At 57.6% G+C, this 25033-nt stretch carries 22 protein-coding genes, 2 tRNA genes and 1 other RNA gene; 17 read left to right on the top strand and 8 right to left on the bottom strand.

The genetic code is table 11. The annotated features are described in order from the left end of the window. Positions 1 to 32 precede the first annotated feature (32 nt). From efeU to phoH, 4 genes are all read left to right on the top strand, one after another. Positions 33 to 866, top strand: a complete 834-nt coding sequence (efeU, locus tag ENGE1_RS08370; RefSeq protein ID WP_043084617.1) for an iron uptake transporter permease EfeU — start codon at positions 33 to 35, stop codon at positions 864 to 866. A 40-nt stretch (positions 867 to 906) separates the two neighbouring features. Continuing rightward, positions 907 to 2034: an iron uptake system protein EfeO gene (gene efeO, locus ENGE1_RS08375; RefSeq protein ID WP_043086654.1), complete on the top strand. Its 1128-nt coding sequence runs from the start codon at positions 907 to 909 to the stop codon at positions 2032 to 2034. Between the two features lie 4 nt (positions 2035 to 2038). Then, on the top strand, positions 2039 to 3322 hold the full coding sequence (gene efeB, locus ENGE1_RS08380) for an iron uptake transporter deferrochelatase/peroxidase subunit (RefSeq protein ID WP_048252441.1): 1284 nt from the start codon (positions 2039 to 2041) through the stop codon (positions 3320 to 3322). A gap of 499 nt (positions 3323 to 3821) precedes the next feature. Beyond that, positions 3822 to 4610: a phosphate starvation-inducible protein PhoH gene (gene phoH / locus ENGE1_RS08385; protein WP_043084614.1), complete on the top strand. Its 789-nt coding sequence runs from the start codon at positions 3822 to 3824 to the stop codon at positions 4608 to 4610. A gap of 61 nt (positions 4611 to 4671) precedes the next feature. Here the strand turns inward: phoH and ENGE1_RS08390 are convergent, their stop codons facing one another. Beyond that, a complete protein-coding gene (locus ENGE1_RS08390; RefSeq protein ID WP_048252442.1) occupies positions 4672 to 5772 on the bottom strand; it encodes an alkene reductase in 1101 nt (366 codons plus the stop codon). 415 nt (positions 5773 to 6187) lie between these two features. Between ENGE1_RS08390 and ENGE1_RS26875 the strand changes: the two genes are divergently transcribed. Beyond that, the gene (locus ENGE1_RS26875; RefSeq protein WP_225823384.1) at positions 6188 to 7480 is read left to right on the top strand and encodes a phospholipase; all 1293 of its coding nucleotides are present in this window, start codon (positions 6188 to 6190) and stop codon (positions 7478 to 7480) included. Then, a complete protein-coding gene (locus ENGE1_RS08395; protein WP_073971311.1) occupies positions 7477 to 8226 on the top strand; it encodes an ankyrin repeat domain-containing protein in 750 nt (249 codons plus the stop codon). The genes ENGE1_RS26875 and ENGE1_RS08395 overlap by 4 nt, the downstream gene beginning before the upstream one ends. A 123-nt stretch (positions 8227 to 8349) precedes the next feature. On the opposite strand, the gene ENGE1_RS08400 is transcribed toward ENGE1_RS08395, so the two are convergent. After that, a non-coding RNA gene (locus ENGE1_RS08400) (RtT sRNA) lies at positions 8350 to 8483 on the bottom strand. Positions 8484 to 8530: 47 nt separating this feature from the next. Next, positions 8531 to 8618: transfer RNA gene (locus ENGE1_RS08405), tRNA-Ser, on the bottom strand. Positions 8619 to 8823: 205 nt separating this feature from the next. On the opposite strand from ENGE1_RS08405, the gene ENGE1_RS08410 reads away from it, so the two are divergent. The 3 genes from ENGE1_RS08410 (at position 8824) to ENGE1_RS08420 (ending at position 10875) form a co-directional block, all read left to right on the top strand. Beyond that, positions 8824 to 9510, top strand: coding sequence for a transporter substrate-binding domain-containing protein (locus tag ENGE1_RS08410; protein WP_045291271.1), 687 nt, complete (start codon positions 8824 to 8826; stop codon positions 9508 to 9510). 142 nt (positions 9511 to 9652) lie between these two features. Continuing rightward, the gene (locus tag ENGE1_RS08415) at positions 9653 to 10597 is read left to right on the top strand and encodes a hypothetical protein (RefSeq protein WP_048252445.1); all 945 of its coding nucleotides are present in this window, start codon (positions 9653 to 9655) and stop codon (positions 10595 to 10597) included. Continuing rightward, positions 10594 to 10875, top strand: coding sequence for a hypothetical protein (locus ENGE1_RS08420; RefSeq protein WP_045291268.1), 282 nt, complete (start codon positions 10594 to 10596; stop codon positions 10873 to 10875). Before ENGE1_RS08415 ends, ENGE1_RS08420 begins: the two co-directional genes overlap by 4 nt. A gap of 702 nt (positions 10876 to 11577) precedes the next feature. Here the strand turns inward: ENGE1_RS08420 and ENGE1_RS08425 are convergent. Next, positions 11578 to 11665 (bottom strand) — tRNA-Ser (locus ENGE1_RS08425). Positions 11666 to 11888: 223 nt separating this feature from the next. On the opposite strand from ENGE1_RS08425, the gene ghrA reads away from it, so the two are divergent. The 5 genes from ghrA (at position 11889) to ENGE1_RS08450 (ending at position 16434) form a co-directional block, all read left to right on the top strand. Further along, entirely contained in the window at positions 11889 to 12827 is a 939-nt protein-coding gene (gene ghrA, locus ENGE1_RS08430) for a glyoxylate/hydroxypyruvate reductase GhrA (protein ID WP_045291266.1), read from the top strand. Positions 12828 to 12898: 71 nt separating this feature from the next. After that, the gene (locus ENGE1_RS08435; RefSeq protein WP_045291264.1) at positions 12899 to 13636 is read left to right on the top strand and encodes a phosphatase; all 738 of its coding nucleotides are present in this window, start codon (positions 12899 to 12901) and stop codon (positions 13634 to 13636) included. A gap of 16 nt (positions 13637 to 13652) precedes the next feature. Continuing rightward, positions 13653 to 14207 carry a TorD/DmsD family molecular chaperone gene (locus ENGE1_RS08440; protein ID WP_045291262.1) on the top strand — a complete coding sequence of 185 codons (555 nt, stop codon included), beginning with the start codon at positions 13653 to 13655 and terminating at the stop codon, positions 14205 to 14207. A gap of 101 nt (positions 14208 to 14308) precedes the next feature. Further along, the gene (locus ENGE1_RS08445; protein WP_122984335.1) at positions 14309 to 14797 is read left to right on the top strand and encodes a DUF1097 domain-containing protein; all 489 of its coding nucleotides are present in this window, start codon (positions 14309 to 14311) and stop codon (positions 14795 to 14797) included. 206 nt (positions 14798 to 15003) lie between these two features. After that, on the top strand, positions 15004 to 16434 hold the full coding sequence (locus tag ENGE1_RS08450) for a phospholipase D family protein (protein WP_045291258.1): 1431 nt from the start codon (positions 15004 to 15006) through the stop codon (positions 16432 to 16434). A 23-nt stretch (positions 16435 to 16457) separates the two neighbouring features. Here ENGE1_RS08450 and mdoC read toward each other — a convergent pair whose 3' ends face one another. Then, positions 16458 to 17609 carry a glucans biosynthesis protein MdoC gene (gene mdoC, locus ENGE1_RS08455; protein WP_048252447.1) on the bottom strand — a complete coding sequence of 384 codons (1152 nt, stop codon included), beginning with the start codon at positions 17607 to 17609 and terminating at the stop codon, positions 16458 to 16460. 269 nt (positions 17610 to 17878) lie between these two features. Between mdoC and mdoG the strand changes: the two genes are divergently transcribed. From mdoG to ENGE1_RS08470, 3 genes are all read left to right on the top strand, one after another. Beyond that, complete coding sequence (gene mdoG, locus ENGE1_RS08460; RefSeq protein ID WP_043084599.1) at positions 17879 to 19414, top strand: glucans biosynthesis protein MdoG; 1536 nt, start codon at positions 17879 to 17881, stop codon at positions 19412 to 19414. Then, positions 19407 to 21935 (top strand): glucans biosynthesis glucosyltransferase MdoH, encoded by a 2529-nt coding sequence (gene mdoH, locus ENGE1_RS08465; RefSeq protein WP_043084597.1) that lies wholly within the window; start codon positions 19407 to 19409, stop codon positions 21933 to 21935. The genes mdoG and mdoH overlap by 8 nt, the downstream gene beginning before the upstream one ends. Positions 21936 to 21998: 63 nt before the next feature. Then, on the top strand, positions 21999 to 22226 hold the full coding sequence (locus tag ENGE1_RS08470; RefSeq protein ID WP_043084596.1) for a YceK/YidQ family lipoprotein: 228 nt from the start codon (positions 21999 to 22001) through the stop codon (positions 22224 to 22226). On the opposite strand, the gene ENGE1_RS08475 is transcribed toward ENGE1_RS08470, so the two are convergent. The 3 genes from ENGE1_RS08475 to ENGE1_RS08485 form a co-directional block, all read right to left on the bottom strand. Further along, positions 22227 to 22601 carry a MysB family protein gene (locus tag ENGE1_RS08475; RefSeq protein ID WP_045291285.1) on the bottom strand — a complete coding sequence of 125 codons (375 nt, stop codon included), beginning with the start codon at positions 22599 to 22601 and terminating at the stop codon, positions 22227 to 22229. It abuts the gene before it with no gap. Positions 22602 to 22713: 112 nt separating this feature from the next. Next, positions 22714 to 23925, bottom strand: coding sequence for a multidrug efflux MFS transporter MdtG (mdtG, locus tag ENGE1_RS08480; RefSeq protein WP_048252449.1), 1212 nt, complete (start codon positions 23923 to 23925; stop codon positions 22714 to 22716). 134 nt (positions 23926 to 24059) lie between these two features. After that, positions 24060 to 24983 carry a Kdo(2)-lipid IV(A) acyltransferase gene (locus ENGE1_RS08485; protein ID WP_043086648.1) on the bottom strand — a complete coding sequence of 308 codons (924 nt, stop codon included), beginning with the start codon at positions 24981 to 24983 and terminating at the stop codon, positions 24060 to 24062. Positions 24984 to 25033 lie beyond the last annotated feature (50 nt).

The following is a 25033-nucleotide window of genomic DNA, read 5'->3' on the forward strand; positions in this document are numbered from 1 at the left end:
GTTGACTGCAGAACACGCTGAAGGTGTCGGCTATGTTTGTTCCTTTTCTGATTATGCTCCGCGAGGGGCTTGAGGCGGCGCTGATCGTCAGCCTGATTGCCAGCTACCTGAAGCGCACCGGGCGCGGGCGCTGGCTTGGCGCGATGTGGATTGGCGTTTTCCTTGCCGCCGGTCTCTGCCTCGGCCTCGGCATTTTTATCAACGAAACCACCGGCGAATTTCCGCAGAAGCAGCAGGAGCTGTTCGAGGGCATCGTGGCGGTAATTGCGGTGATTATCCTCACCTGGATGGTGTTCTGGATGCGCAAAGTGTCGCGCAACGTCAGGCAGCAGCTGGAGGAGGCGGTCGAAGGGGCGCTGCAGAAAAGCGGCGGCCAGGGCTGGGCGCTGGTGCTGATGGTGTTCTTCGCGGTGGCCCGCGAGGGGCTGGAGTCGGTCTTCTTCCTGCTGGCGGCCTTCCAGCAGGATCTCGGCATCTGGCCGCCGCTGGGGGCGATGCTCGGGCTGGCGACGGCGGTGGTGCTCGGTTTCATGATCTACTGGGGCGGCGTAAAGCTCAATCTCGGCGCCTTCTTTAAGTGGACCAGCCTGTTCATTCTGCTGGTGGCCGCGGGCCTCGCCGCCGGGGCCATTCGCGCCTTCCACGAGGCCGGCCTGTGGAACGCCTTCCAGCAGGTGGCCTTTGACTTCAGCAATACGCTATCGACCCACACGCTGTTCGGCACGCTGCTGGAGGGGATCTTCGGCTATCAGGAGAGCCCGACGGTCAGCGAAGTGGCGGTGTGGCTGCTGTACCTTATTCCGGCGCTGGTGCTGTTCGCGCTGCCGCCGCGCGCCGGGGCGGCAGCGTCCCGCAGCGCGCCCTGATGCCTTTATAGTTACAACATACTTATACAAAGGATGCGTCATAATGATTAACTTCCACCGTAGTGCGCTTACGCTTAGCCTCGCCGCGCTGTTTGCTTCCGCCTCATACGCCCACGCCGCCGACGTTCCGCAGGTCAAGGTGACGGTGACCGACAAGCAGTGCGAACCGATGAACCTTACGGTCAACGCCGGTAAAACGCAGTTCATCATCCAGAACCACAGCCAGAAGGCGCTGGAGTGGGAGATCCTCAAGGGCGTGATGGTCGTGGAGGAGCGGGAAAACATCGCCCCCGGTTTTACCCAGAAGCTGACCGCCAACCTGCAGCCGGGCGAGTATGAGATGACCTGCGGCCTGCTGACCAACCCGAAAGGCAAGCTGACGGTGAAGGGCGAAGCCACGGCGGACGCCGCCAAAGCCGACGCCGTACTGGCGCTGGGGGAGGCGATTACTCAGTATAAGGCCTACGTGATGGCAGAAACCGCCGAGCTGGTGAAAGGCACTCAGGCCTTTACCGACGCGGTGAAGGCCGGCGACATTGAGAAAGCCAAAGCGCTGTACGCGCCGACCCGCCGGCACTACGAGCGCATCGAGCCGATTGCCGAGCTGTTCTCCGATCTCGACGGCAGTATCGACGCCCGCGAAGACGACTACGAGAAGAAAGCGGAAGATCCGAAATTCACCGGTTTCCACCGCCTGGAGAAGGCGCTGTTCGGCGACAATACCACCCAAGGGATGGATAAGTACGCCACCCGGCTGAACGCCGACGTGCAGGAGCTGCAGAAGCGCATCGGCGAGCTGGCCTTCCCGCCGTCAAAAGTGGTGGGCGGCGCCGCTGACCTGATTGAAGAAGTGGCCTCCAGCAAGATCAGCGGTGAAGAAGACCGCTACAGCCACACCGACCTGTGGGATTTCCAGGCCAACGTCGACGGCGCGCAGAAAATCGTCAATCTGCTGCGTCCGCAGCTGCAGAAGGACAACGCCGCCCTGCTGGCGAAAGTCGATGCCAACTTTAAGAAAGTCGATACCATCCTGGCTAAATACAAGACCAAAGAGGGTTACGAAACGTACGACAAGCTGACCGACGGCGATCGCAAGGCGCTGAAAGGGCCGATCACTACGCTGGCGGAAGATCTGGCCCAGCTGCGCGGGATCCTCGGACTGGACTAAGGCAATGGCAGAGAATAAAAGGCCCGAGGCGGCGGAACCCGCCCGCCGACGGCTGCTGAAAAGTATGGGCGCCCTCGGCGGCGCCCTGGCGCTCACCGGCGGCTGTCCGGTGGCCCACGGCGCACCGGCGCAGAGCGCGCCGGGAACCCTCTCTCCGGATGCGCGGATGGAGAAGCAGCCCTTTCACGGCCTCCATCAGGCCGGGGTACTGACGCCCCAGCAGGCGGCAATGATGATCGTGGCTTTCGACGTACTGGCCGCAGATAAAGCCGATCTTGAGCGGCTGTTTCGCCTGCTCACCGATCGCATCCGCTTTCTGACCAGCGGCGGTCCGATCCCCGACACGCCCAATCCGCGCCTGCCGCCGATTGACTCCGGCATTCTCGGCGAATTTATCGCCCCGGACAATCTGACGGTAACCGTTTCGCTCGGGCACTCGCTGTTTGACGCACGCTTTGGCCTGGCGGCGCAGATGCCGAAAAAGCTGCAGCGGATGACGCGCTTCCCCAACGACGCCCTGGACGCCGACCTGTGCCACGGCGATCTGCTGCTGCAGATCTGCGCCAACACCCAGGATACGGTGATCCACGCCCTGCGGGACATTATTAAGCACTCGCCCGATCTGCTCAGCGTGCGCTGGAAGCGGGAAGGGTTTATCTCCAACCACGCGGCCCGCAGCAGAGGCAAGGAGACGCCGATCAACCTGCTGGGCTTCAGGGACGGCACGGCGAACCCCGACAGCAGCAACGCGGCGCTGATGGACAAGATAATCTGGGTGACGAAAGAGCAGGGCGAACCGGCGTGGGCGGTTGGCGGCACCTATCAGGCCGCGCGCATCATTCAGTTCCGGGTGGAGTTCTGGGACCGCACGCCACTCAAGGAGCAGCAGACCATCTTTGGCCGCGAGAAGCTCTCCGGCGCGCCGCTGGGGATGCAGCATGAGCACGACGTGCCGGACTATACCCGCGATCCCGACGGCGAGGTGATTGCCCTCGACAGCCACATCCGGCTGGCGAACCCGCGCACGCCGGAAACCGAGGCCAACCTGATGATGCGCCGGGGCTACAGCTACTCGCTGGGGGTCAGCAACTCGGGCCAGCTCGATATGGGCCTGCTGTTTGTCTGCTATCAGCACGATCTGGAGAAGGGGTTTCTGACGGTGCAGAAGCGTCTCAACGGCGAGGCGCTGGAGGAGTACATCAAGCCCATCGGCGGCGGCTACTTCTTCGTGCTGCCCGGCGTGCCTGATGACAAGCACTATCTCGGGCAGCCGCTGCTGGAGGCCTGAGCAGCGCCCCGCCCGCACGGGCGGGGCGTCATTAATTTTTAATATTGGTAGTCTGTTGAAATCGTTATGTAATATTGGATGCGTAATCTGCCCCCGCACCATTCTTGCGGGAAAATATTATTCAAGTAAAAATAATGTTGCATTAATGATAATTTTTGATGTACTTAATACATGAGCGGCAGTTCCCGGCAGTGATAGCTCACTTAGGAGATCGCGGATGGTAGGGTCCTGTACTGGACAAAAACGTAAACACAACCGCACGACCCGGCGCGGAGGTCCCACCTCCGGCAGCGATATCCCCACCGCTCAATTTCCCCTTTCCATTTCCACAGCAGATGATTCTCTCTACGATGTGATACGCGTCGGGCATCGTCGCGTCTTCGCATCATTTCGACAGGCAAGCAATGGCTTACAAGGAAGCCAAACCTCAGGCGTTAGTGTTCATCAGCGTGCCGTGGCCGGCGCGCATCATGTTGACCAACAACTCAAGGTGCTATCAATGGGAAGACAGAAAGCAGTGATCAAAGCGCGTCGTGAAGCAAAACGTGTGCTGAGACGGGATTCGCGCAGCTATAAACAGCGCGAAGAAGAGTCGGTCACCTCGCTTGTGCAGATGAGCGGCGTGGAAGCCATTGGCATGGCGCGGGACAGCCGCGATACCTCGCCAATCGCAGCGCGCAATGAGGCTCAGGCGCACTACCTGAATGCTATCGAGAGTAAACAGCTGATTTTTGCCACGGGCGAAGCCGGGTGCGGTAAGACCTGGATTAGCGCGGCAAAAGCGGCTGAGGCGCTGATCCATAAGGATGTGGACAGAATCATCGTCACCCGTCCGGTCCTGCAGGCCGATGAAGATCTCGGCTTCCTGCCCGGCGACATCTCCGAAAAGTTCGCGCCCTATTTCAGACCGGTCTATGACGTGCTGGTCAGAAGGCTGGGGGCCTCTTTTATGCAGTACTGTCTGCGCCCGGAGATTGGGAAAGTCGAAATCGCGCCGTTCGCCTATATGCGCGGACGCACCTTTGAAAATGCGGTGGTGATTCTGGACGAGGCCCAGAACGTGACCGCAGCGCAAATGAAAATGTTCCTCACCCGCCTCGGGGAAAACGTGACGGTCATCGTTAACGGCGACATCACTCAGTGCGACCTGCCCCGCGGCGTACAGTCCGGGCTCAGCGATGCGCTCGCACGTTTTGAGGAGGATGAGATGGTCGGCATCGTGCGCTTTACCAGCGACGATTGCGTCCGCTCGGCCCTCTGTCAGCGAACCCTGCACGCCTACAATTAGCGCGGCAGCACCATCAATAAAAGGCCCGGATAGCGTATCCGGGCCTTTTCATTGTGGGGCGTCAGCCCTGCCAGGGCGCGTAGTCGGTATAACCTTTCGCATCGCCGCCGTAGAGCGTCAGACGGGCGTCGGGATCGAACGCCTGCAGCGGCCAGTCGTTGCGCAGGCGGGTGGCGAGATCGGGGTTGGTGATGTAGGGCGTGCCGAAGGCGAACAGGTCGGCATAGCCTTTATCCAGCATCGCCTGCGCCATTTCACAGGTCAGCTTACCGGCGACCATCACCGTATGCGGATAGATCTCGCGCACCCGGCGGCGGAAGCTCTCCGGCACCTCGACGTAGCGCGAAATACGCTCGGAGAAGTGCACGTAGGCCAGCTTCATTGGCGCGATGGCCGCCAGGGCCTTCAGCACCACCTCTTCGATTTCGGCATCTTCAGCGGCGAAGCCTTCCATAATGTGCGGCGACAGGCGCACCGCGACCCTGTCGCCGCCGATTTCATCGCTCACCGCCTGCAGAGTTTCGACCAGAAAGCGAATGCGGTTCTGCTGGCTGCCGCCGTACTGGTCGCTGCGCTGATTGCTGGCCGGGCGCAGGAAGCTGTCAAACAGATAGCCGTGGGCGGCGTGGATCTCCACGCCGTCGAATCCGGCCTCAACCGCGTTGCGCGCCGCCTGCACGAAGTCGGCGATGGTCTGGTCGATATCCGCCTGAGTCATTGCGCGCGGCGTCTCCGTTTCCACCATCCCGAAGCCGCCTTCCGGCAGGGGGCCGAAGACCTTATCCGGATCCTTACACGCCGAGGCCGACAGCGGCTGCTGGCCGCTGATGCTCGAATGGCTGCGGCGCCCGACGTGCCAGAGCTGAATAAAGATTTTGCTGCCGCCGGCGTGGACCGCCTGCGTGACTTTTTTCCAGCCCTCGATGTGCTCCGCCGTGTAGATACCCGGCGTCATCGAATAGCCGCGCGCAACCGCAGAAACCGGCGCGCCCTCGGTAATAATCAGCCCGGCATCGGCGCGCTGCTGATAGTAGGTAGCCATCATCGCATTCGGTACATCGCCCGGCTGCGAGGTGCGCGAGCGGGTCATCGGCGCCATGGCGATGCGGTTGCTCAACGGCGTTGAGCCTAAGGTAAAAGCGTCAAATAAGCTGTGGGACATTGCGGTTCTCCCGGTGTTTTGAATTGCGGTCAGGATAGCGGGCGGGATTGTTGGGATTAAGTAGGGGAATGGGGAAGGATTTTTGCGGGAATGGCAATAATTGGAACACTGAACTGAATAGACATCAGACAATCATACGTGGTAGCGAGCTACTATCTTTGCGGGTATGTTTATTGGATGTTAATGTTTATGTGGCGGTTAGCAGGCTCGAATCTTTCGTCAGGTAAGGGAATTGGGGCATGTTTTCTAATTTAAAACTACTACACATTTTCGGAGACAATCTATCTCCGGATGAATTTGCCAGCATTTTACGGCCATCGACGGCTATTCAGTCAGTCTCCCGACTCAGTAACAGCGAGTTACTCTCTCTTTTTCCGGGCTTAGCGGTAGTAGCAGAATCGTGCAGCAATCTGGTATGAATCATAATCAGACAGGATTTAACCTGCAGTGGCTCGTGCAGCGTGGATTAAGTTCAGGTGATATCGTTGCCATTGACACAACACCGGGAAAAATTCTGACAACGGGGTCCTTTTACGTAAATGAAGAGGGCCATCTCAGACCCCTGGGGCTTCAGGACACTGGCTTCCATTATGAAAGGATAATGGGACGTTATGAGGAGATGGTAAAATCTTATGGACGACGTGCTCGCCCAACTGTGTTTCCGGTTCAGGTTACAGGTTCTAAAAAATCATTAATGGCAGAACAATCCTCCCAAGGGCAACAGACCACAACCCGTAAAGTACAAAAACCTTTAACCAAGGCTGAACGCTGGCAGGAGCGTAAATATTTAATTGGTAGAGGTGAGCGAAGTGTCTATCCAGATGCGCAAACTGCTGCCAGACGGCTGTCTGAGAATAACGTGGCAGTGGAGAAAGCCAAGCTGGCGGAGAATGTTTATAAAACAAAAAATCCCTTGCTCGATACGCCGGAGGTACCGGAAGGATGGAGGGATATTAGTAATGATGAGGCAGCGCTGAGAAAGCTTCACCTTACTCCCAAACTATTAGCGGACAATGATACCGCTCCTGATTTCTTAGCGCGTGTGTACCAACCAGACTCATCTGTTTTTGGCAAGGATCTAAGTACAACCGTTGTGTTTCGAGGTTCAAGAGCGCCCGAGTTTAGCGAAGATATGATTACTACTGCAAAAAAAGTAGTTCTAAAAGGTGACCTATCTGGTATAAAAAATGTTAAGGATTGGAACAATAATGGTGCACAGGGATTAGGATTTAAATCTGATTATTACAAACGGGCTGTTGAAATCGGTAAAGCTTTAAAATATAGCTCAAACGTAGATATTTCAGGTCATTCTTTAGGCGGTGGAATGGCCTCCGCTGCGTCGATTGCCAGTGGAAAACCCGCCTGGACTTTTAATGCGGCTGGTTTAAGTTCAGGAACTGTAGAAAAATATGGTGGAAACATCATAGGTAGTGAGAGAGACATACATGCCTATAGAGTACAAGGCGAAATGTTAACTAAATTACAGGAAGTCCATTTCTGGGATGATCTTAAGAGTGTAAATTATTACGTTCCTGCTTTGTTTCCAAAGGAAGAAATATCATTGTTTTCTCCAGATGCAATAGGTACCAAATACACACTGCCCGGAGGAGTTGGCTCAATGCTAGACCGGAATGGAATTGATCAAGCCATATCGTGTATTGAGAATCAAAAGGATGATGATATTGCAACTATCAGGAGCAGGATGTGAAGAAATTAATCATACTATTCATTATGTTATTTTCTGCGTTACCAATGCAAGGGTGCGAAAAAAAGATGAATTATGAAGCTAAAAATTATTTCAAAGGAAAGAATTTAGAAGTGGCAAAAATTATAAGTGACGGAGATAGAAATCTTTTGAAAAAAGAGATTTCAGCGATGAGTAAGATGGAACTGAATCTTAAAGCTAAAGAAGATATGACACTTCTATTTTGGGCTATTTTAAACTCTATGGATGATAATGCGACACCTGAAAGACTTAATATCATTACCGATTTAGTTAAAGCAGGTGCAGATCCGCTTCAGCCTCGTGATAAAGGTAAATCAAGCCCTGCTGAATTTGTAATGAAAGCCAGTCGCGGCGTCTGGAACAGAGCAATGCTCGATGGTGGATTAAATCCCAACGCAAAAGATCGTACATACAATGAGCCGATTGTTTTTGAGAGTCGCTATGCGCCCAATAATGATTCGTTAAAAGTAATGCTTGACTATGGAGTAGACAAAAATATCAAAAATAGTCTTGGTCAGACACTTTTGATGAGTGCATTTTTGAGTTCATCATTTGAGCAAGTGAAATTATTATTGGAGAAGGGTGCTGAACCTAATCCTGTCGATGATAGTGGTCTCTCAATGATAACCATTGTTAATAGGGAGATAAAGGATAGTAAAGAAGGTAGTGAATATAATAGTGAGTGCAAGGTGATTTTAGCTTTGATGAAGGAGCATGGAGCTGGATGATTATTATTTTGATGGGGGGATATTCTTTGAAGTTGTCGAACTCCGGTCGGGGGTTCTCATCCCCCCCTGTGGGGCGCTACATACAAAAAAGAGTCCGCACGTGAATGCGAACTCTTCTAAAGATGGCGGTGAGGGGGGATTGACTCGCTGCGCTCGCCCTCCGGGCAGTCCGTTCGCAGGCTCAGGGTCTGTCCAACTGGCTGCGCCAGTTGTCGAACCCCGGTCGGGGGTTCTCATCCCCCCTGGCTGGGCGCTATATATAAAGAAAGAGCCTGCATGTTAATGCAGGCTCTTTCTTTGAAGATGGCGGTGAGGGGGGGATTCGAACCCCCGATACGTTGCCGTATACACACTTTCCAGGCGTGCTCCTTCAGCCACTCGGACACCTCACCATATTGTATTGCCAACCGACTCTCGCCGGTCAACGGGGCGCTACTATAGGGAGTTGGTTGAAAACGGTCAAGAATAATTTATCCATCGCTGATTGTTCGCTCACGCAGTGAGCACTCTGGCAATTTCAGCCTAAATCGCGTACAAATTTTTTATCATCCACTACATCGGCGCCCGCAGCGCCGGGTATATAAAGAGGAAATGCTCATGTCTGAAGCCCGCTGTTCCACCGCGCTGCGCTTTGCAATCAACCTCGGCAATCCCGTACTCGCTTTTATTTCCCCTTCCGGCGAGCCGGAGGGCATCTCCGTTGCCCTCGCCAGGCGTATTGCACAGGCGCTGGGAGCCGAAGCGCAGTTTACTACCTATCCCACGGCTGGGGCAGTGGTGGCCGCCGCGCAGGCGGGGGAGTGGGATATCGCCTTTCTGGCACGCGACCCCGAGCGGGCGCAGACCCTGCGCTTTACCGAAAGCTATATCACTATTCAGGGAACCATAATGGTGGCCGCCGGTGCCGGAGCTAAGTCGGTCACGCAGATGGATACGCAAGGGCTGACGATCAACGTTGGCAAGGGCGCAGCCTACGATCTGTGGCTGACGCGCAACTTTAGCCGCGCAGTGCTGCTGCGCCAGGCATCGTCCCAGGCGGCGATTGATGCTTTTCTCAACGGCGAGGGCGACGCGGTGGCGGGTATCCGCCAGCCGCTGGAGAAGGCCGCGCGGCAAAATGCCGGCTACCGGGTGCTGGAGGATAACTTCACGCAGATCGAGCAGGCGGTGTGCGTGCCGCTGGGGGATGAGCGGTATTTTGCGGAGATTGCCGGGTTGATAAACCAGCTGAAGGAGAGCGGTGAGGCTGAACGGATTATTAATGAAAATATGAACGATGGGTAGAGGTTAATGCTGAACTCGTCGGTAATCATGGGTATCACATGCTGGGCGTTCATATTTTTAAGACCAATCTCAGACGGCGGAGCATTTTTGCTACACACGGCAGAGTATATGATTAGGCTCTCACCACCGTGGATATTTGGCAATGAACGTAAATACGATGGATTTACAGGGAAAGCTGCAGGTCTCGATGACCAAAGCGGCTGCTTTGCTCCCGGCGAATGTAGGCCAACATCTACTGGCACTGATCACACCGCAGGCGTTAGCTACGATGGCAGGAATTGTTGTCATCTGGGCAGGCTCACATTTCTTTGGCATCGGTGAGATTGCGGATGTGATTTTGCTCATTGTAGGCTGGGTTGCCGTTGGTGGTGTTGCTGCTGAAGCAGGAAAGAAACTCTACGATTTTGCAATTAAAACACACAGTGCCAGAACGGAAGCTGACCTTGACGCGGCGGCGCATGACCTTGCTGATGCAATAACTCTTTTGGGTGTAGATACCGTTCTGGCGCTATTATTGCGTAAAAAACCCGGAGATACCTTTAAGACCCCATTTAAAGGTCGCGCTATGCCAAGGTATAGCAGCGACATTGCTGCAAGGATGAGTCTTCCGCGTAACGGTGGGTGGCGATATACGCCAAAGATAAAAATAACTAAACATCGGGATGTAGTTCAGGGTGGTACTAAACCTTGGGGAGATATTGAAGTTGGTCGTAATTATTACCCATCAGCAATGTCAAAAGAGGAAGCTTATACACAAATGCTCACCACTCTTTATCATGAGCAAGTACATATGACTATTGCCCCTAAATTTTATCTTCTCCGGGAGTTGAGGGTTTTCATACACCAGAGTGGATATAATAAGTCATTTATTCTACGTTACCTTGAGGAGTCTTTTGCTGAAACAATAGGATTATTAAGAGCCAAGGGAATGAGTCGAGATTATATCGTTGAAGGGTTTAAATTTCCATTAGGCAATACTTATGAAATCACTTTTACACTCTTGAGACATGAGGCGGCTGGAATCCTTTTAGGACCAGTTGTAGTAGGTGGTTTAATGTATAATGTCTGGGCAGGAGTTCAAAAGTGATTACGAGCGAAAAGGCTATTCAGATAGCGAAAGAGTATGCTGAAGAATATCAGCGGGGATGGGACCATGATCATCATGAGGCAACTAAAGTTAATTTGCAGGGTGAGCCTGTCTGGATGATCTCTACATCGGATATCAAGTATAACGAAGATTTACCGTGGTTAATGGAGCATTTTCCCAATCCTGTATATTACTATATTAGTATGGTTAGTGGCTTATGCATTGCTGTCGGGAATCGACGCAATGAAATATTTCCTGTGAAAAGGAAAGGTAGCTGATTAATTTCTCGATATGATTGTTGTTAATAATATTGCATTAACTCTCTTTCTTTATGATACATTGCCTTTTTTATATGTGGCTTATTATTAACGCCTATATTAAATGTCACTCATTGTGGTTTTAATTCTTATATTTAATTAATGGAGGAAGTTCATTTTAAAATAACTCTGGTATTTTGTATGGACAGCCCGCCTTCAAACCTGTGGCCTGTCCAACTGGCTGCGCCAGTTGTCGAACCCCGGTCGGGGGTTCTCATCCCGCCAGGTGGGACGCTACATGTTAACTCAGCATTGAAGGTAGCACCGGGGGGGATTGACTCGCTGCGCTCGCCGTTACTCGGCCCATCCCTGGGCCTCGCCCCTTCGGGGCCAACGCAAGCGTTGTTCAAAAATGCTCCGGGCATTTTTGTGCGGGCAGCCCGGCCTGCGGCCGGTCTGTCCAACTGGCTGCGCCAGTTGTCGAACCCCGGTCGGGGGTTCTCATCCCGCCAGGTGGGGCGCTACATGTTAACTCACCATTGAAGGAGGCACCGGGGGGGATTGACTCGCTGCGCTCGCCCTGCGGGCAGCCCGGCCTGCGGCCGGTCTGTCCAACTGGCTGCGCCAGTTGTCGAACCCCTGTCGGGGGTTCTCATCCCCCCCAGGTAGGGCGCTACATGCGAAAAAAAAGCCCGCATATAAATGCGAGCTTCTCTTCGAAGATGGCGGTGAGGGGGGGATTCGAACCCCCGATACGTTGCCGTATACACACTTTCCAGGCGTGCTCCTTCAGCCACTCGGACACCTCACCATATTGTCTTTCCGGTTGTTACCGGAACGGGCGCTAATGTAGGGAAAACCCGGACTGGCGTCAATCAACTTTTTGCCAAAATCGCGCGTTTAGCCAAACTTCCGCCAAACTGCGCTGGCAATAACCACTATTCGCTTTTTTTATCATCAGCTTATCCCCGCCGGCCCGATGAAATTTGCTATGCTGACAAACCGCACAACAACGAAAAAGACACGGAGCAATGATGGATATTCTCTTTTATCACCCGACCTTCGATAACGCCGCCTGGATCCGCGGGCTTGAAAAACAGATCCCCGGCGCCCGCGTGCGCGCGTGGACGCGCGGAGATGACCGGCCCGCTGACTATGCTCTGGTCTGGCATCCGCCGGTTGAGATGCTGCAGGGCAGGACGCTGAAGGCGGTCTTTGCCCTCGGCGCGGGCGTGGATTCCATCCTCAGCCGGCTGCAGGCGCATCCTGAAATGCTGGCAGAGAGCATTCCGCTGTTCCGCCTCGAAGATACCGGCATGGGCGAACAGATGCAGGAGTATGCGGTCAGCCAGGTGCTGCACTGGTTCCGCCGCTTTGATGATTATCAGGCGCAGAAGCTTGAGAAACGCTGGCAGCCGCTGGATGACTATACCCGCGAGGCGTTCACCGTTGGCATCATGGGGGCCGGAGTGCTCGGTAGTCAGGTCGCACAGAGCCTGCTGGCGTGGAGATTTCCGGTGCGGGTCTGGAGCCGCAGCCGCAAGGCGTGGCCGGGCGTGGACAGTTTTGCCGGGCAGGCGGAGCTGGGCGAGTTTCTCTCGCAGACCCGGGTGCTGATAAACCTGCTCCCCAATACGCCGGAAACCGCAGGCATTATTAACCGCGAGCTGCTGAGCCAGCTGCAGGAAAACGCCTACCTGCTTAACCTCGCCCGCGGCGTGCATGTTAATGAGGACGATCTTATCGCGGCGCTGGACGACGGCCAGCTGAAAGCCGCCATGCTCGATGTTTTCAGCCGCGAGCCGCTGCCGGAAACCAGCCCGCTGTGGCAGCATCCGCGGGTGTCCATAACGCCCCACGTCGCCGCCGTGACCCGGCCGCAGGAGGCGATTCGCTATATCGCCGACACCATTGGCAGGCTGGAGCGCGGCGAAGCCGCCGGCGGGCGCGTCGATCGCCGGCGCGGATACTGAGCCGCGCCGGGTGCTAATAAAGTCGCTGCAATTTTGCTATGCTGGCTCCTGATCAGAGAGAGGAGAAACCGATGTATCCCGTTGACCTGCATATGCATACCGTGGCGAGCACCCACGCCTACAGCACGCTGCACGACTATATTGCCGAAGCAAAGCGCAAAGGCATTAAGCTGTTTGCCATTACCGACCACGGTCCGGACATGGCCGACGCGCCGCACTACTGGCACTTCGTCAATATGCGCATCTGGCCGCGAATGGTTGACGGCGTCGGTATCCTGCGCGGCATCGAGGCCAACATCAAAAACACCCTCGGCGAGATAGACTGCACCGGGCCGATGCTGACCAGTCTGGACTTTATCATCGGCGGCTTTCACGAGCCGGTTTTCCCGCCGCAGGATGAGGCCACCCATACCGAAGCGATGATCGCCACGATTGCCAGCGGCAGCGTGCACATGATCTCCCACCCCGGAAATCCTAAATTTCCCATTAATATTGAGGCCGTCGCCCGCGCCGCCGCGCGGCACGACGTAGCCCTGGAGATCAATAACTCCTCTTTCGTCTCTTCAAGGCCCGGCAGCGAGGCCAACTGCACCGCTATTGCCGCCGCCGTCAAGGCGGCGGGGGGCTGGCTGGCGCTGGGGTCGGATTCCCACACCGCATTTACCCTTGGCGAATTCGGCGAATGCCGTAAAATCCTCGACGCGGTGGATTTCCCGGAAGAGAGAATACTCAACGTCACCCCGCGACGCTTTCTCAGCTTCCTGGAGTCGCGCGGGGCTGCGCCTATCGCCGAATTTGCTGAACTTTAACCCTGGATAACAATCAATGAACGAGTTTTCAATCCTCTGCCGCGTGCTGGGATCGCTTTACTACCGTCAGCCGCAGGATCCGCTGCTGGAACCGCTGTTTACCCTGATCCGCGAAGGCAAGCTGGCGGCCAGCTGGCCGCTGGAGCAGGATGAGCTGCTGGCCCGCCTGCAGAAGAGCTGCGACATGCAGGCGCTGGCGGCGGACTACAACGCCCTGTTCGTCGGTGAGGATGCCAGCGTGCCGCCGTACCGCAGCGCCTGGCAGGAGGATGCCGCAGAAGCCGAGGTGCGCAGCTTCCTGTCGTCGCGCGGCATGCCCCTCAGCGATACCCCCGCCGACCATATCGGCACGCTGCTGCTGGCCGCTTCCTGGCTTGAGGACAACGCGGGCGAAGGTGAAAGCGAAGCGCTGGAGACCCTGTTTGCCGACTATCTGCTGCCCTGGTGCGGTGCCTTCCTCGGCAAGGTCGAGGCCCACGCCACCAGCGCCTTCTGGCGCACAATGGCGCCCCTGACCCGCGACGCGCTTGCCGCGATGTGGGAAGAACTGCAGGAAGATACGGAAGAGTGATGTGATTTAAGTCACTAATAAAATGTAATAGGATTCCATATATTGCATTTAATGTGTCGGCGATCGCATTACCCCACCGCGCATCTGCTAAGATGCGCGGCATGAACACACTCCTTTCTCTCGCGCTGACTACCGGCCTTCTCTCCGCCATCTGGGGATGGGTTGCCGTGTCGCTTGGCCTGCTCAGTTGGGCCGGATTCCTCGGCTGCACCGCCTATTTTGCCTGCCCGCAGGGCGGCCTGCGGGGGCTTTCCGTCTCCGCTGCCACCGTAATGAGCGGCGTGGCCTGGGCGCTTATCATTATTCACGGCAGCGGCCTGGTTCCGCACCTTGAGATTGCCGGCTATGCGATAACCGGCGTTGTGGCCTTTTTGATGTGCCTCCAGGCGCAGCGCCAGCTGCTCGCCTTCGTGCCCGGCACCTTTATCGGCGCCTGCGCCACTTTCGCAGGGCAGGGCGACTGGGCGCTGGTAGTGCCCTCCCTGGCGCTGGGATTGCTATTTGGTTATGCCATGAAAAGCAGCGGCCTGCGGCTGGCGGCCCGCCGCGGCCGGCGGCACGTGAATATTGCGGCAAAAGAGCAGGGGTAAACTGTCCGAATTACCCTCTAACTCTTGCGGTGCTCTGCGTCACCGGTAAAGAGTCCTGGTTTCTTCCTTCGCGCGCTATTTAACCCTGAAAGTTAAACGGTTGAGGGACAGTTTTGGCTAAACTAAAAGCCGATGCTGATTTATATTTGCCCACCGGCCGTGCGCCAGCACAGGGGGCCATACGGAAAAGGAAACCGCGCAACGCTATGCACAATAATAATGACACCACGCTCGGCCGCGTTCTGGCGGGTGAGTGTGCCGCTCACCCGGACGAGTGTGGCCTCTTTACCCTTGAAGAGGGGCTTGATGCCTTTGCCGCCCGCTACCAGCTGGCGGAGATCGCCGAACGTACCCTCGACGTACAGTACTACATCTGGCAGAACGACATGTCCGGCAGGCGGCTGTTTAAGGCGCTGCTCGATGCCGCCAACCGCGGCGTGCGGGTGCGCCTGCTGCTCGACGACAACAACACCTCGGGTCTCGACGAGATCCTCCAGCTGCTCGACGCCCACCCGCGTATTGAGGTACGGCTGTTCAACCCCTTCTCCTTTCGTACGCTGCGGATGCTGGGCTACCTGACCGATTTTGCCCGCCTCAATCGCCGGATGCACAACAAAAGCTTCACCGTTGACGGTCAGGTGACCATTATCGGCGGCCGCAACGTCGGCGATGCCTACTTCGGCGTTGGCGATGAACCGCTGTTTGCCGATCTTGACGTGCTGGTGGCCGGGCCGGTGGTGCACGACGTCACCGCCGACTTTGAGCGCTACTGGAGCAGCCGCAGCGTCTCGACACTGAAGCACGTTCTCGACGGCGGCCTGACCGACGCCGACGCGGCGCTGTGCCCCGAGCCGGAGGATGACCCGGCGGTTCGTCGCTATCTCGACAAGCTGGCGACCACGACCGTGGGCGAGAGGCTGTCTGGCGGCAGGCTGCCGTTTATCTGGGCGAAGGTGAAGCTGCTCAGCGACGATCCCCGTAAGGGGCAGGGCGACGTCCCGCGTAAAACGCTATTGGCGGAGCGCCTCAATAAGGTGATGGGATCCCCGGAGCGGCAGATAGATATCATCTCCGCCTACTTCGTGCCCGGCCGCGCCGGGGTGGCGCAGATCCTGCAGATGGTCAGGCGCGGCGTTAAGGTGGCTATCCTGACCAATTCGCTGGCGGCTAATGATGTGGCGGTGGTGCACTCCGGCTACGCCCGCTGGCGTAAAAAGCTGCTGCGCCACGGCGTCGAGCTCTATGAGCTTAAGCCGGTTCAGCATCCGCGCCCGGGCCTGCACGACAGGGGCCTGACCGGTAATTCCGGCTCCAGCCTGCACGCCAAGACCTTCAGCGTCGACGGCGAAAAGGTGTTCATCGGCTCATTCAACTTCGACCAGCGTTCGGCGATGCTCAACACCGAAATGGGGCTGGTGATCGACAGCCAGCCTCTGGCGCAGCGCATTCACCGCCGCTTTCTGCTAAGCCAGCGTCAGGCGGCCTGGCAGCTGCGCCTCACGCAAAGCGGGAAAATTCAGTGGCTGGACGTCGAAGACGGCCATGAGCGGGTGCTGGATAAGGAGCCGGAGGCCCGCTGGTGGCAGCGGGCGCTGGTGCTGATGGCGTATCTGCTGCCGGTGGAGTGGCTGCTGTAGCGTCGGCGGGCCAGGCCCGCGGATCAGGCCTGCACGGCCGCAGCTTTGCGCTGCGGCTTGCCCGAGAACAGGAAGCGCAGCAGCGGGATGCGCAGGTGGATCTCATACAGCACGATTGCAATCCCCACCACGAACACCAGCCCGGCGGTAAAGCCCAGCAGGTTTGAGTGGATCTGCGGCGCTATCCACGCCCCGTACAGCAGGGTCAGCGGATGGTGCACCAGGTAGATAAACAGCGAGGCGTTAACAAAGTACGTCACCCGCGGCGAGTGGCTGTTCAGCAGGCGATGGCCGAGCGAGAACACCACGTTGACCATCCACAGCCCCAGCAGCATGGTAATCACCGATTCGATTTCATACATCCAGCCGTCGCCGGAGCCGTACTGCTGGTTCAGGCGGTAGGCGATAAAGCCGAGCAGCGAGGCGGCGAAGCACCACGGCGATGGCGTGGTGAACAGCGCCTTCAGCCGCGGATTGATAAACGCCCTGGCGCCGAGAATAAAGAACGGCAGATAGAACAGGGTCTGCATCACCACAAAGTTAAACAGGCCGTCGCTGAGGATCGGCGGGTAGAGCACCAGCAGCGCCCGGCGCAGGGCCGCGTAGGAGACGCCCAGCAGCAGAAAAATCGCGCTCAGCTTTGCCATGCTGATATCGGCAAAGATGGCATCGGTGGCGATGCGCGAATGGCGCCGTAGGGTGGCAAACAGGCCCAGCCCCAGCGTCGTGAGCACGACCAGCACCAGCAGGAACCAGAGGTGCGAGATGAGCTCCCAGCTCAGGGTATTGTACTTCTCATACCACGACAGATCGTGCCAGCTTTCGCCTTTGCCGGTGGCGTGCTGCAGCATCAGAAACTGCGGCAGGGTCAGCAGCGGTATGGCGGTCAGCATCGGGATCCCTACGCGCTCAACGCGCACTTTCCACCACTTCTTCAGCGGATAGCGCAGAAACAGCATATAGGAAAAGTAGCCGGATATGACGAAGAACACCTGCATACGAAACGAGTGGATAAAGTCGTTAAACAGCGTCAGCCACCACGAGGGCTCGACGCTGTTCACGTGCCAGGTATGGCTCGAGTAGATCAGCGAAATGTGAAACGGGATGCCGAGCAGCATCAGCCACGCGCGGATCGAGTCGAGGAAATATTCACGTTGTGCCGGTACTTTACTCATAAATTCAACGTATTCTCAGACTATTCGCCTTATCTCAGGGCGCAGTAAAGACTAAATTGGGGTAACCCTACACCAGCACCGGGTAATCTGTCTCCAGGACAAATGCGCAAAACGTAAATAAGGATATTGATTGTTTACTCTCTAAGCCTTCAGGCCGAACAAAAAGGGGATTATGTTGTCGGATTGCCTGAGTTTCCATTAAAATGGATCGGATCGATTTAAGCACACAAAGGGGGAAGTGCTTACAAATTATGAACAAGAAACCACAGATGATGAAACTGCGTTGGTTAGGCGCAGCCATAACGTTGTCCCTGTGTACTTCATCTGCATGGGCATTCAGCATCAATGATGTTGCGAAGGAAGCGCAGTCTCTGGCTAAAAAGGGCTACGAGGCGCCAAAAAGCAACTTACCCTCCGTTTTTCGCGATATGAAATACGCGGATTACCAGCAAATTCAGTTCAATCACGACAAAGCCTACTGGAACAATATCAAGACGCCTTTCAAGCTTGAGTTCTACCACCAGGGCATGTATTTCGAAACGCCGGTCACCGTTAATGAAGTGACTGCCACGACCGTTAAAAAGATCAAATATAGCCCGGATTACTTTAATTTCGGCAACGTCCAGCATGACAAAGACACCGTTAAGGATCTGGGCTTCGCCGGCTTCAAAGTGCTTTACCCGCTTAACAGCAAAAATAAAAACGATGAAATCGTCAGCATGCTCGGCGCCAGCTACTTTCGCGTCCTCGGTCAGGGGCAGGTTTATGGCCTCTCCGCGCGCGGACTGGCGATTGACACCGCGCTGCCGTCCGGGGAAGAGTTCCCGCGCTTTCGTGAGTTCTGGATCGAGCGTCCGAAGCCGACGGATAAGCGCCTGACCATTTACGCGCTGCTCGATTCGCCGCGCGCCACCGGGGCGTACCGCTTCGTTATCATTCCGGGCCGCGATACCACCGTTGACGTGCAGTCTAAAGTCTATCTGCGCGATAAAGTCGGCAAACTGGGCGTGGCGCCGCTGACCAGCATGTTCCTGTTCGGCTCCAACCAGCCGTCGCCGACCGTCAACTACCGTCCTGAGCTGCACGACTCCAACGGCCTGTCGATTCACGCGGGCAACGGCGAGTGGATCTGGCGCCCGCTGAACAATCCGAAACACCTCGCCGTCAGCAGCTATGCTACCGAAAACCCAACCGGTTTTGGCCTGCTGCAGCGCGGCCGCCAGTTCTCCCGCTATGAAGATCTCGATGACCGCTACGACCTGCGTCCGAGCGCCTGGGTCACGCCGAAGGGCGACTGGGGCAAAGGTAAAGTTGAGCTGGTTGAGATCCCGACTAACGATGAAACCAATGACAACATCGTAGCCTACTGGACGCCGGATCAACTGCCGGATCCGGGCAAAGAGATGAACTTCTCTTACAGTATTACCTTCACCCGCGATGAAGATAAACTGCACGCCGCCGACAGCGCCTACGTGATGCAGACCCGCCGCTCGGTGGGTGACGTCAGGCAGTCGAACCTGATCCGCCAGCCGGACGGCACCACCGCATTCGTGGTTGATTTTGTCGGCAGCGACATGAAAAAGCTGCCGCAGGACACCCCGGTTACCGCACAAACCAGCATCGGCGATAACGGTCAGATTGTGGACAGCAACGTCCGTTACAACCCCGTTACCAAAGGCTGGCGTCTGACGATGCGCCTCAAGGTCAAGGATCCGAAGAAAACGACCGATATGCGCGCCGCCCTGGTCAACGGTGACCAGACGCTGAGTGAAACCTGGAGTTATCAGCTACCTGCCAATGAATAAGATACCTGAGTATATCGACGATATGCCGCTCTCCGATACGGAGAAAGCGGCGCTGCCGACCGCTGACTTTGCCTCTTTGCACCAGGCGCTGGACGACGAGCACAAGGCCTGGCCGCGCGAAGATGACTCGCCGCTGGGCTCAGTGAAGGCGCGCCTGGAGCAGGCGTGGCCGGATTCACTGGCGGAAGGCCAACTGGTCAAAGACGACGAAGGGCGTACCCAGCTTGCGGCGATGCCGAAAGCCACGCGCTCCTCGATGTTCCCCGATCCGTGGCGCACCAACCCGATAGGGCGCTGGTGGGACCGGATGCTGGGCCGCGATGTGACCCCGCGCTATCTCTCCCGGCTGAGTAAAGAGGAGCAGAAACACGAAGAGAAATGGCGTACCGTTGGATCCATTCGCCGCTATATTCTTTTGCTGCTGACTCTCGCCCAGACCGTGGTGGCGACCTGGTATATGAAGACCATTCTGCCTTACCAGGGCTGGGCAATGATCAATCCGATGGATATGCGCGATCAGGATCTGTGGGTCTCCTTTATGCAGCTGCTGCCCTACGTGCTGCAGACCGGGATCCTTATTCTCTTCACCGTACTGTTCTGCTGGATTTCTGCCGGCTTCTGGACGGCGCTGATGGGCTTCCTGCAGCTGCTGATCGGCAAGGATAAATACAGCATTTCGGCGTCAACTACCGGCAACGAGCCGCTCAATCCCGAGCACCGCACGGCGCTGATCATGCCTATCTGCAACGAGGACGTGGATCGCGTATTCGCGGGCCTGCGCGCCACCTGGGAGTCGGTGAAGGCTTCCGGCAATCACCAGCATTTTGACGTCTATGTGCTGAGCGACAGCTACAATCCCGATATCTGCATGCAGGAGCAAAAGGCGTGGATGGAGCTGGTGGCCGAGGTGCAGGGCGAAGGGCAGATCTTCTACCGCCGCCGCCGCCGCCGCGTGAAGCGTAAAAGCGGCAACATCGACGACTTCTGCCGCCGCTGGGGCAACCAGTACAGCTACATGGTGGTGCTGGACGCCGACTCGGTGATGTCCGGCGAGTGCCTGAGCGGGCTGGTCCGCCTGATGGAGGCGAACCCGAACGCCGGGATTATCCAGTCGTCGCCGCGCGCGTCCGGCATGGACACGCTGTACGCCCGCTGTCAGCAGTTCGCCACCCGCGTCTACGGCCCGCTGTTTACCGCCGGTCTGCACTTCTGGCAGCTGGGTGAGTCCCACTACTGGGGCCACAACGCCATCATTCGCGTCAAGCCGTTCATTGAGCACTGCGCGCTGGCGCCGCTGCCGGGCGAGGGCAACTTTGCCGGCTCCATCCTCTCCCACGACTTCGTGGAAGCCGCGCTGATGCGCCGCGCAGGGTGGGGCGTGTGGATTGCCTACGATCTGCCGGGCTCTTATGAAGAGCTGCCGCCAAACCTGCTGGATGAGCTTAAGCGCGACCGCCGCTGGTGCCAGGGCAACCTGATGAACTTCCGCCTGTTCCTCGTGAAGGGGATGCACCCGGTGCACCGCGCGGTGTTCCTGACCGGCGTAATGTCCTACCTCTCGGCGCCGCTGTGGTTTATGTTCCTTGCGCTGTCTACGGCCCTGCAGGTGGTGCACGCCCTCACCGAGCCGCAGTACTTCCTGCAGCCGCGGCAGCTGTTCCCGGTGTGGCCGCAGTGGCGGCCTGAGCTGGCAATCGCGCTGTTTGCCTCGACGATGGTGCTGCTGTTCCTGCCCAAGCTGCTGAGTATTATTCTGGTCTGGTGCAAGGGGCCGAAAGAGTACGGCGGCTTCTGCAGAGTGACGCTGTCGCTGCTGCTTGAAGTGCTGTTCTCGGTGCTGCTGGCGCCGGTGCGCATGCTGTTCCACACCGTCTTCGTGGTCAGCGCCTTCCTCGGCTGGGAAGTGGTCTGGAACTCGCCGCAGCGCGATGATGACTCAACGCCGTGGGCCGAGGCCTTCCGCCGCCACGGCTCCCAGCTGCTGCTGGGCGTGGTGTGGGCAGTGGGCATGGCGTGGCTGGATCTGCGCTTCCTGTTCTGGCTGGCGCCTATCGTCTTCTCGCTGATCCTCTCGCCGTTCGTGTCGGCTATTTCCAGCCGCGCCACCGTCGGGCTGCGCAGCAAGCGGGCGAAGCTGTTCCTGATCCCGGAAGAGTACAATACGCCGAAGGTGCTGAAGGATACCGATGATTACGTCGTTCTCAACCGCGCCCGCACGCTGGAAGACGGCTTTATGCACGCGGTATTCAACCCGTCGTTCAACGCGCTGGCGACCGCGATGGCGACCGCCCGCCACCGCGAGAGCAAGGTGCTGGAGATCGCCCGCGACCGCCACGTGGAGCAGGCGCTCAACGATACGCCGGACAAGCTCAACCGCGACCGCCGGCTGGTGCTGCTGAGCGATCCGGTCACCCTGTCGCGGCTGCACTATCGCGTCTGGTCCGCGCCGGAGAAATATTCGTCGTGGGTCAATCACTATGAAACGCTGACGCTTAACCCGCAGGCTCTGAAGGCAAAATAAGCCCGCGCAACGCGTAAACAATACCGGTCTGATGGCCGGTATTTTTTTGACGAGAGGTGGTGAGTGAGAATAGCGGCAGTGGTGTTAATCGCGATCCTGCTGAGCGGCTGTGGATCGGTTATCAGCCGCACCGTGCCCGGACAGGGGCACGGCAATCAGTATTTTCCCGGCGTGAAGTGGGACGTGCGCGACGGCGCGTGGCGCTGGCTGACTATCCTCGACCTGCCGTTTTCGCTGGTCTTTGATACCCTGCTGCTGCCGATTGACGCCCACCACGGCCCCTGGGAGTAATCAGCGCTCGTCCCATTCGTCGGCCGCCGTCTGCCCCTCTTCGGTATCGAGCGGTGGCTCAAGCTGGAATTCGCCCTCGTCCCACTCGTGGAGGGTGTTCTCCTCAAGCCACTCCTGGGTCAGCTCAATCTCGTCGAAATCGCCGTCGAACACCGCCTGTGCCGCCTCGCCGCTGAGCAGCGGCAGGCATTCCCCCTCTTCGCCCTCATCGGCAAAGAATTCGGCCTGCCACATAATGTCCCCGTCCTGAAGGATATATTTTTGAAGGTTCAGCTGGTTAACGGCCGGGCCCTCATCACCGTCGCCCGGATGGTCGGCGGCATACTCTTCGCGGGCGGCATCAATCGCTTCTTCAAGCGTCGCGTACATAGTCATCTCTTTCTCCCTGCAGTTTGACGTGGTTTTCAGGAAAGAATAGACGAAGTTTGCCGAAAGCAAGGCGCCGGCGTCAAAAATCATGCGGATAGCGTAACCGTCCTGCTTCGTTTCACCGGCCCCTGCGCGCCCGGCGCATGCTGATGCCGGTATATATCGCGTTAAACAGCACCACCCCCGCGGTGACGAAAAAGACGCTGCGGAAGCCGTAGCTGGCGGAGACGGCGGCGCCGATCAGCGGGCCGGTGACGTTGCCGATATCGCGAAACGACTGGTTATAGCTGAAGATTCGCCCGGCCACCTGGTTGCTGGCGTTGTAGATAAGCAGCGTCTGCACCGCCGGGAGCAGGGCGCCGTCGGCGGCGCCGAGCAGAAAGCGCAGCACCCCGAGCTGCCACGGGGCCTGAACGAAGGCCATCGGCACCAGCAGCAGCACCGAGACCACCAGCGAGGCGATCAGGATCTTCTCCGGGCCGATGCGGTCGCCGAGCTTGCCGAGCCTCGGGGCGCTGAGCAGCGCCGCAACGCCGGGCACCGAGGCAATCATGCCGCTGATAAAAGCAATATTGCTGACGTTGCCCGCCAGTTCGCGCACATAGAGCGTAAGAATGGGGGCGATAGAGCCGGTGGCCACCTGGATTATCAGCGTGGTGACAAACAGACTCAGCACCAGCCGCGGGCTCTTGAGGGAGGCGAAGACCGCCCGGGCGCGCAGCATCTCTTTCTTATTGACCGGCACGAACTGCTCGCGAATAAAAAACAGCGTCAGCAGGAAGCAGAGAAACAGCACGCTGGCGGTGATCAGAAACACCGGCCGCAGGCCGTACCGATCGGCAAGCCAGCCGCCCGCCAGCGGCCCGAGCAGCGCGCCGCTCACCGTCCCGGTCGACAGCGTGCCCAGCGCCCAGCCGCTTTTGTGGCGCGGGATCTGGGTTGCCAGCAGCGCGTTGGCGTTGGGCACATAGCCGCCCAGCAGGCCGAGCAGCGCGCGCAGGATCAAAAATTGCCAGATATTCTGCGCTACGCCCATCAGCACCATCACGATAGACATCCCCAGCGCCGAGCGCAGGAGCATGATTTTTCGCCCCTTGCGGTCGGCCAGCCCGCCCCAGAAAGGAGAAGCAATCGCCGAAAAGAGGAAGGTAATGCTGAAGACCAGACCTGACCACATGTTCAGCGCGCCGTGGCCGGTAACGCCGAGCTGCTCAACGTACAGCGGCAGGAACGGCATGACGAGGCTAAAGCCAGCGCCGGTGAGGAAGCAGCCAACCCAGGCGATGGCAAGGTTCTGCTTCCAGTTAATCGGAGTATCAGAGGCGTGCATCAGGATCCGCGTTTTGCGCTGGTTAGAATAGGGTCGTAAGCATGCTAATTATGGACCGCTGAAACCATGACGGCAATCAAGTGAAGGTAAATGAAGGATAAAGGCCCCGCGGGGCCTCAGCTATCGGCGGGCGATCAGTAGCGCGAAGGCACGCCTTCCGGGCGGGTTTTAAAGCGGCGGTGCAGCCACATATACTGCTCCGGGGCCATCAGGATGCACTTCTCCACCACCTTATTCATCCAGGCGGCGGTGCTTTCGGCATCCTCCAGCGGCGGCGAGCATTCGGCGTCGAGGATCGCCAGCTCGTAGCCCTTGCCGTCCGGCAGGCGGCGCGGCACAAACGGCACGATGCAGGCCCCGGACATCCGCGCCAGGGTATAGGTGCCGGAGGTGGTGGCCGCCTGGGCGACGTTAAACAGCGGCACGAACACGCTGCCCTTGCGGCCGTAGTCGTGATCCGGGGCGTACCAGATAACCTCGCCATTTTTCAGCGTGCGGATCATTCCCTTCAGGTCTTTACGATCGAGCATATCTTTATTAGAGCGCATCCGCCCCCGGGTCTGCACCAGATCGATAACCGGGTTATCGTTAGGACGATAAACGCCGATGCCCGGTGATGCGTGCATGCCGAACATTCGCGCGCCCATTTCGAGGGTCAGAAAGTGGATACCGATCAGCAGTACGCCGCGTTTTTGCGCCTGCACGAGACGCACCTGATCGACACCTGAAGCGCGGGTCCAGCGCGCGATGCGCCTGTCGGGCCAGAACCACGCCATGCCGGTCTCTATCAGCCCCATGCCGACGGATTCAAAATTTTTCACCACCAGGGCGTGGCGCTCCGCGTCGCTCATCTCCGGGAAGCAGAGTTCCAGATTGCGCCAGGCGATGCGCGCCCGCCGCTTCATAAAGCGCAGGGCGAGCCTGCCGGTGCCGCAGCCCAGGCGATAGAGCAGCGGATAGGGTAGCTGGACAATCAGCCACAGCAGGCCCACGCCGAGCCACGACAGCCAGTAGCGGGGATGCAGCAGGGCAGAAGTAAAGCGGGGAAGTTGTGTCATGACAAACCTGTCTTTTTTAATAATGATCTGCATTGTCGCATCTTTTTGTG

Origin of the sequence: Pluralibacter gergoviae ATCC 33028 = NBRC 105706, from assembly GCF_001598855.1 — a bacterium.
Classification (GTDB): domain Bacteria; phylum Pseudomonadota; class Gammaproteobacteria; order Enterobacterales; family Enterobacteriaceae; genus Pluralibacter; species Pluralibacter gergoviae.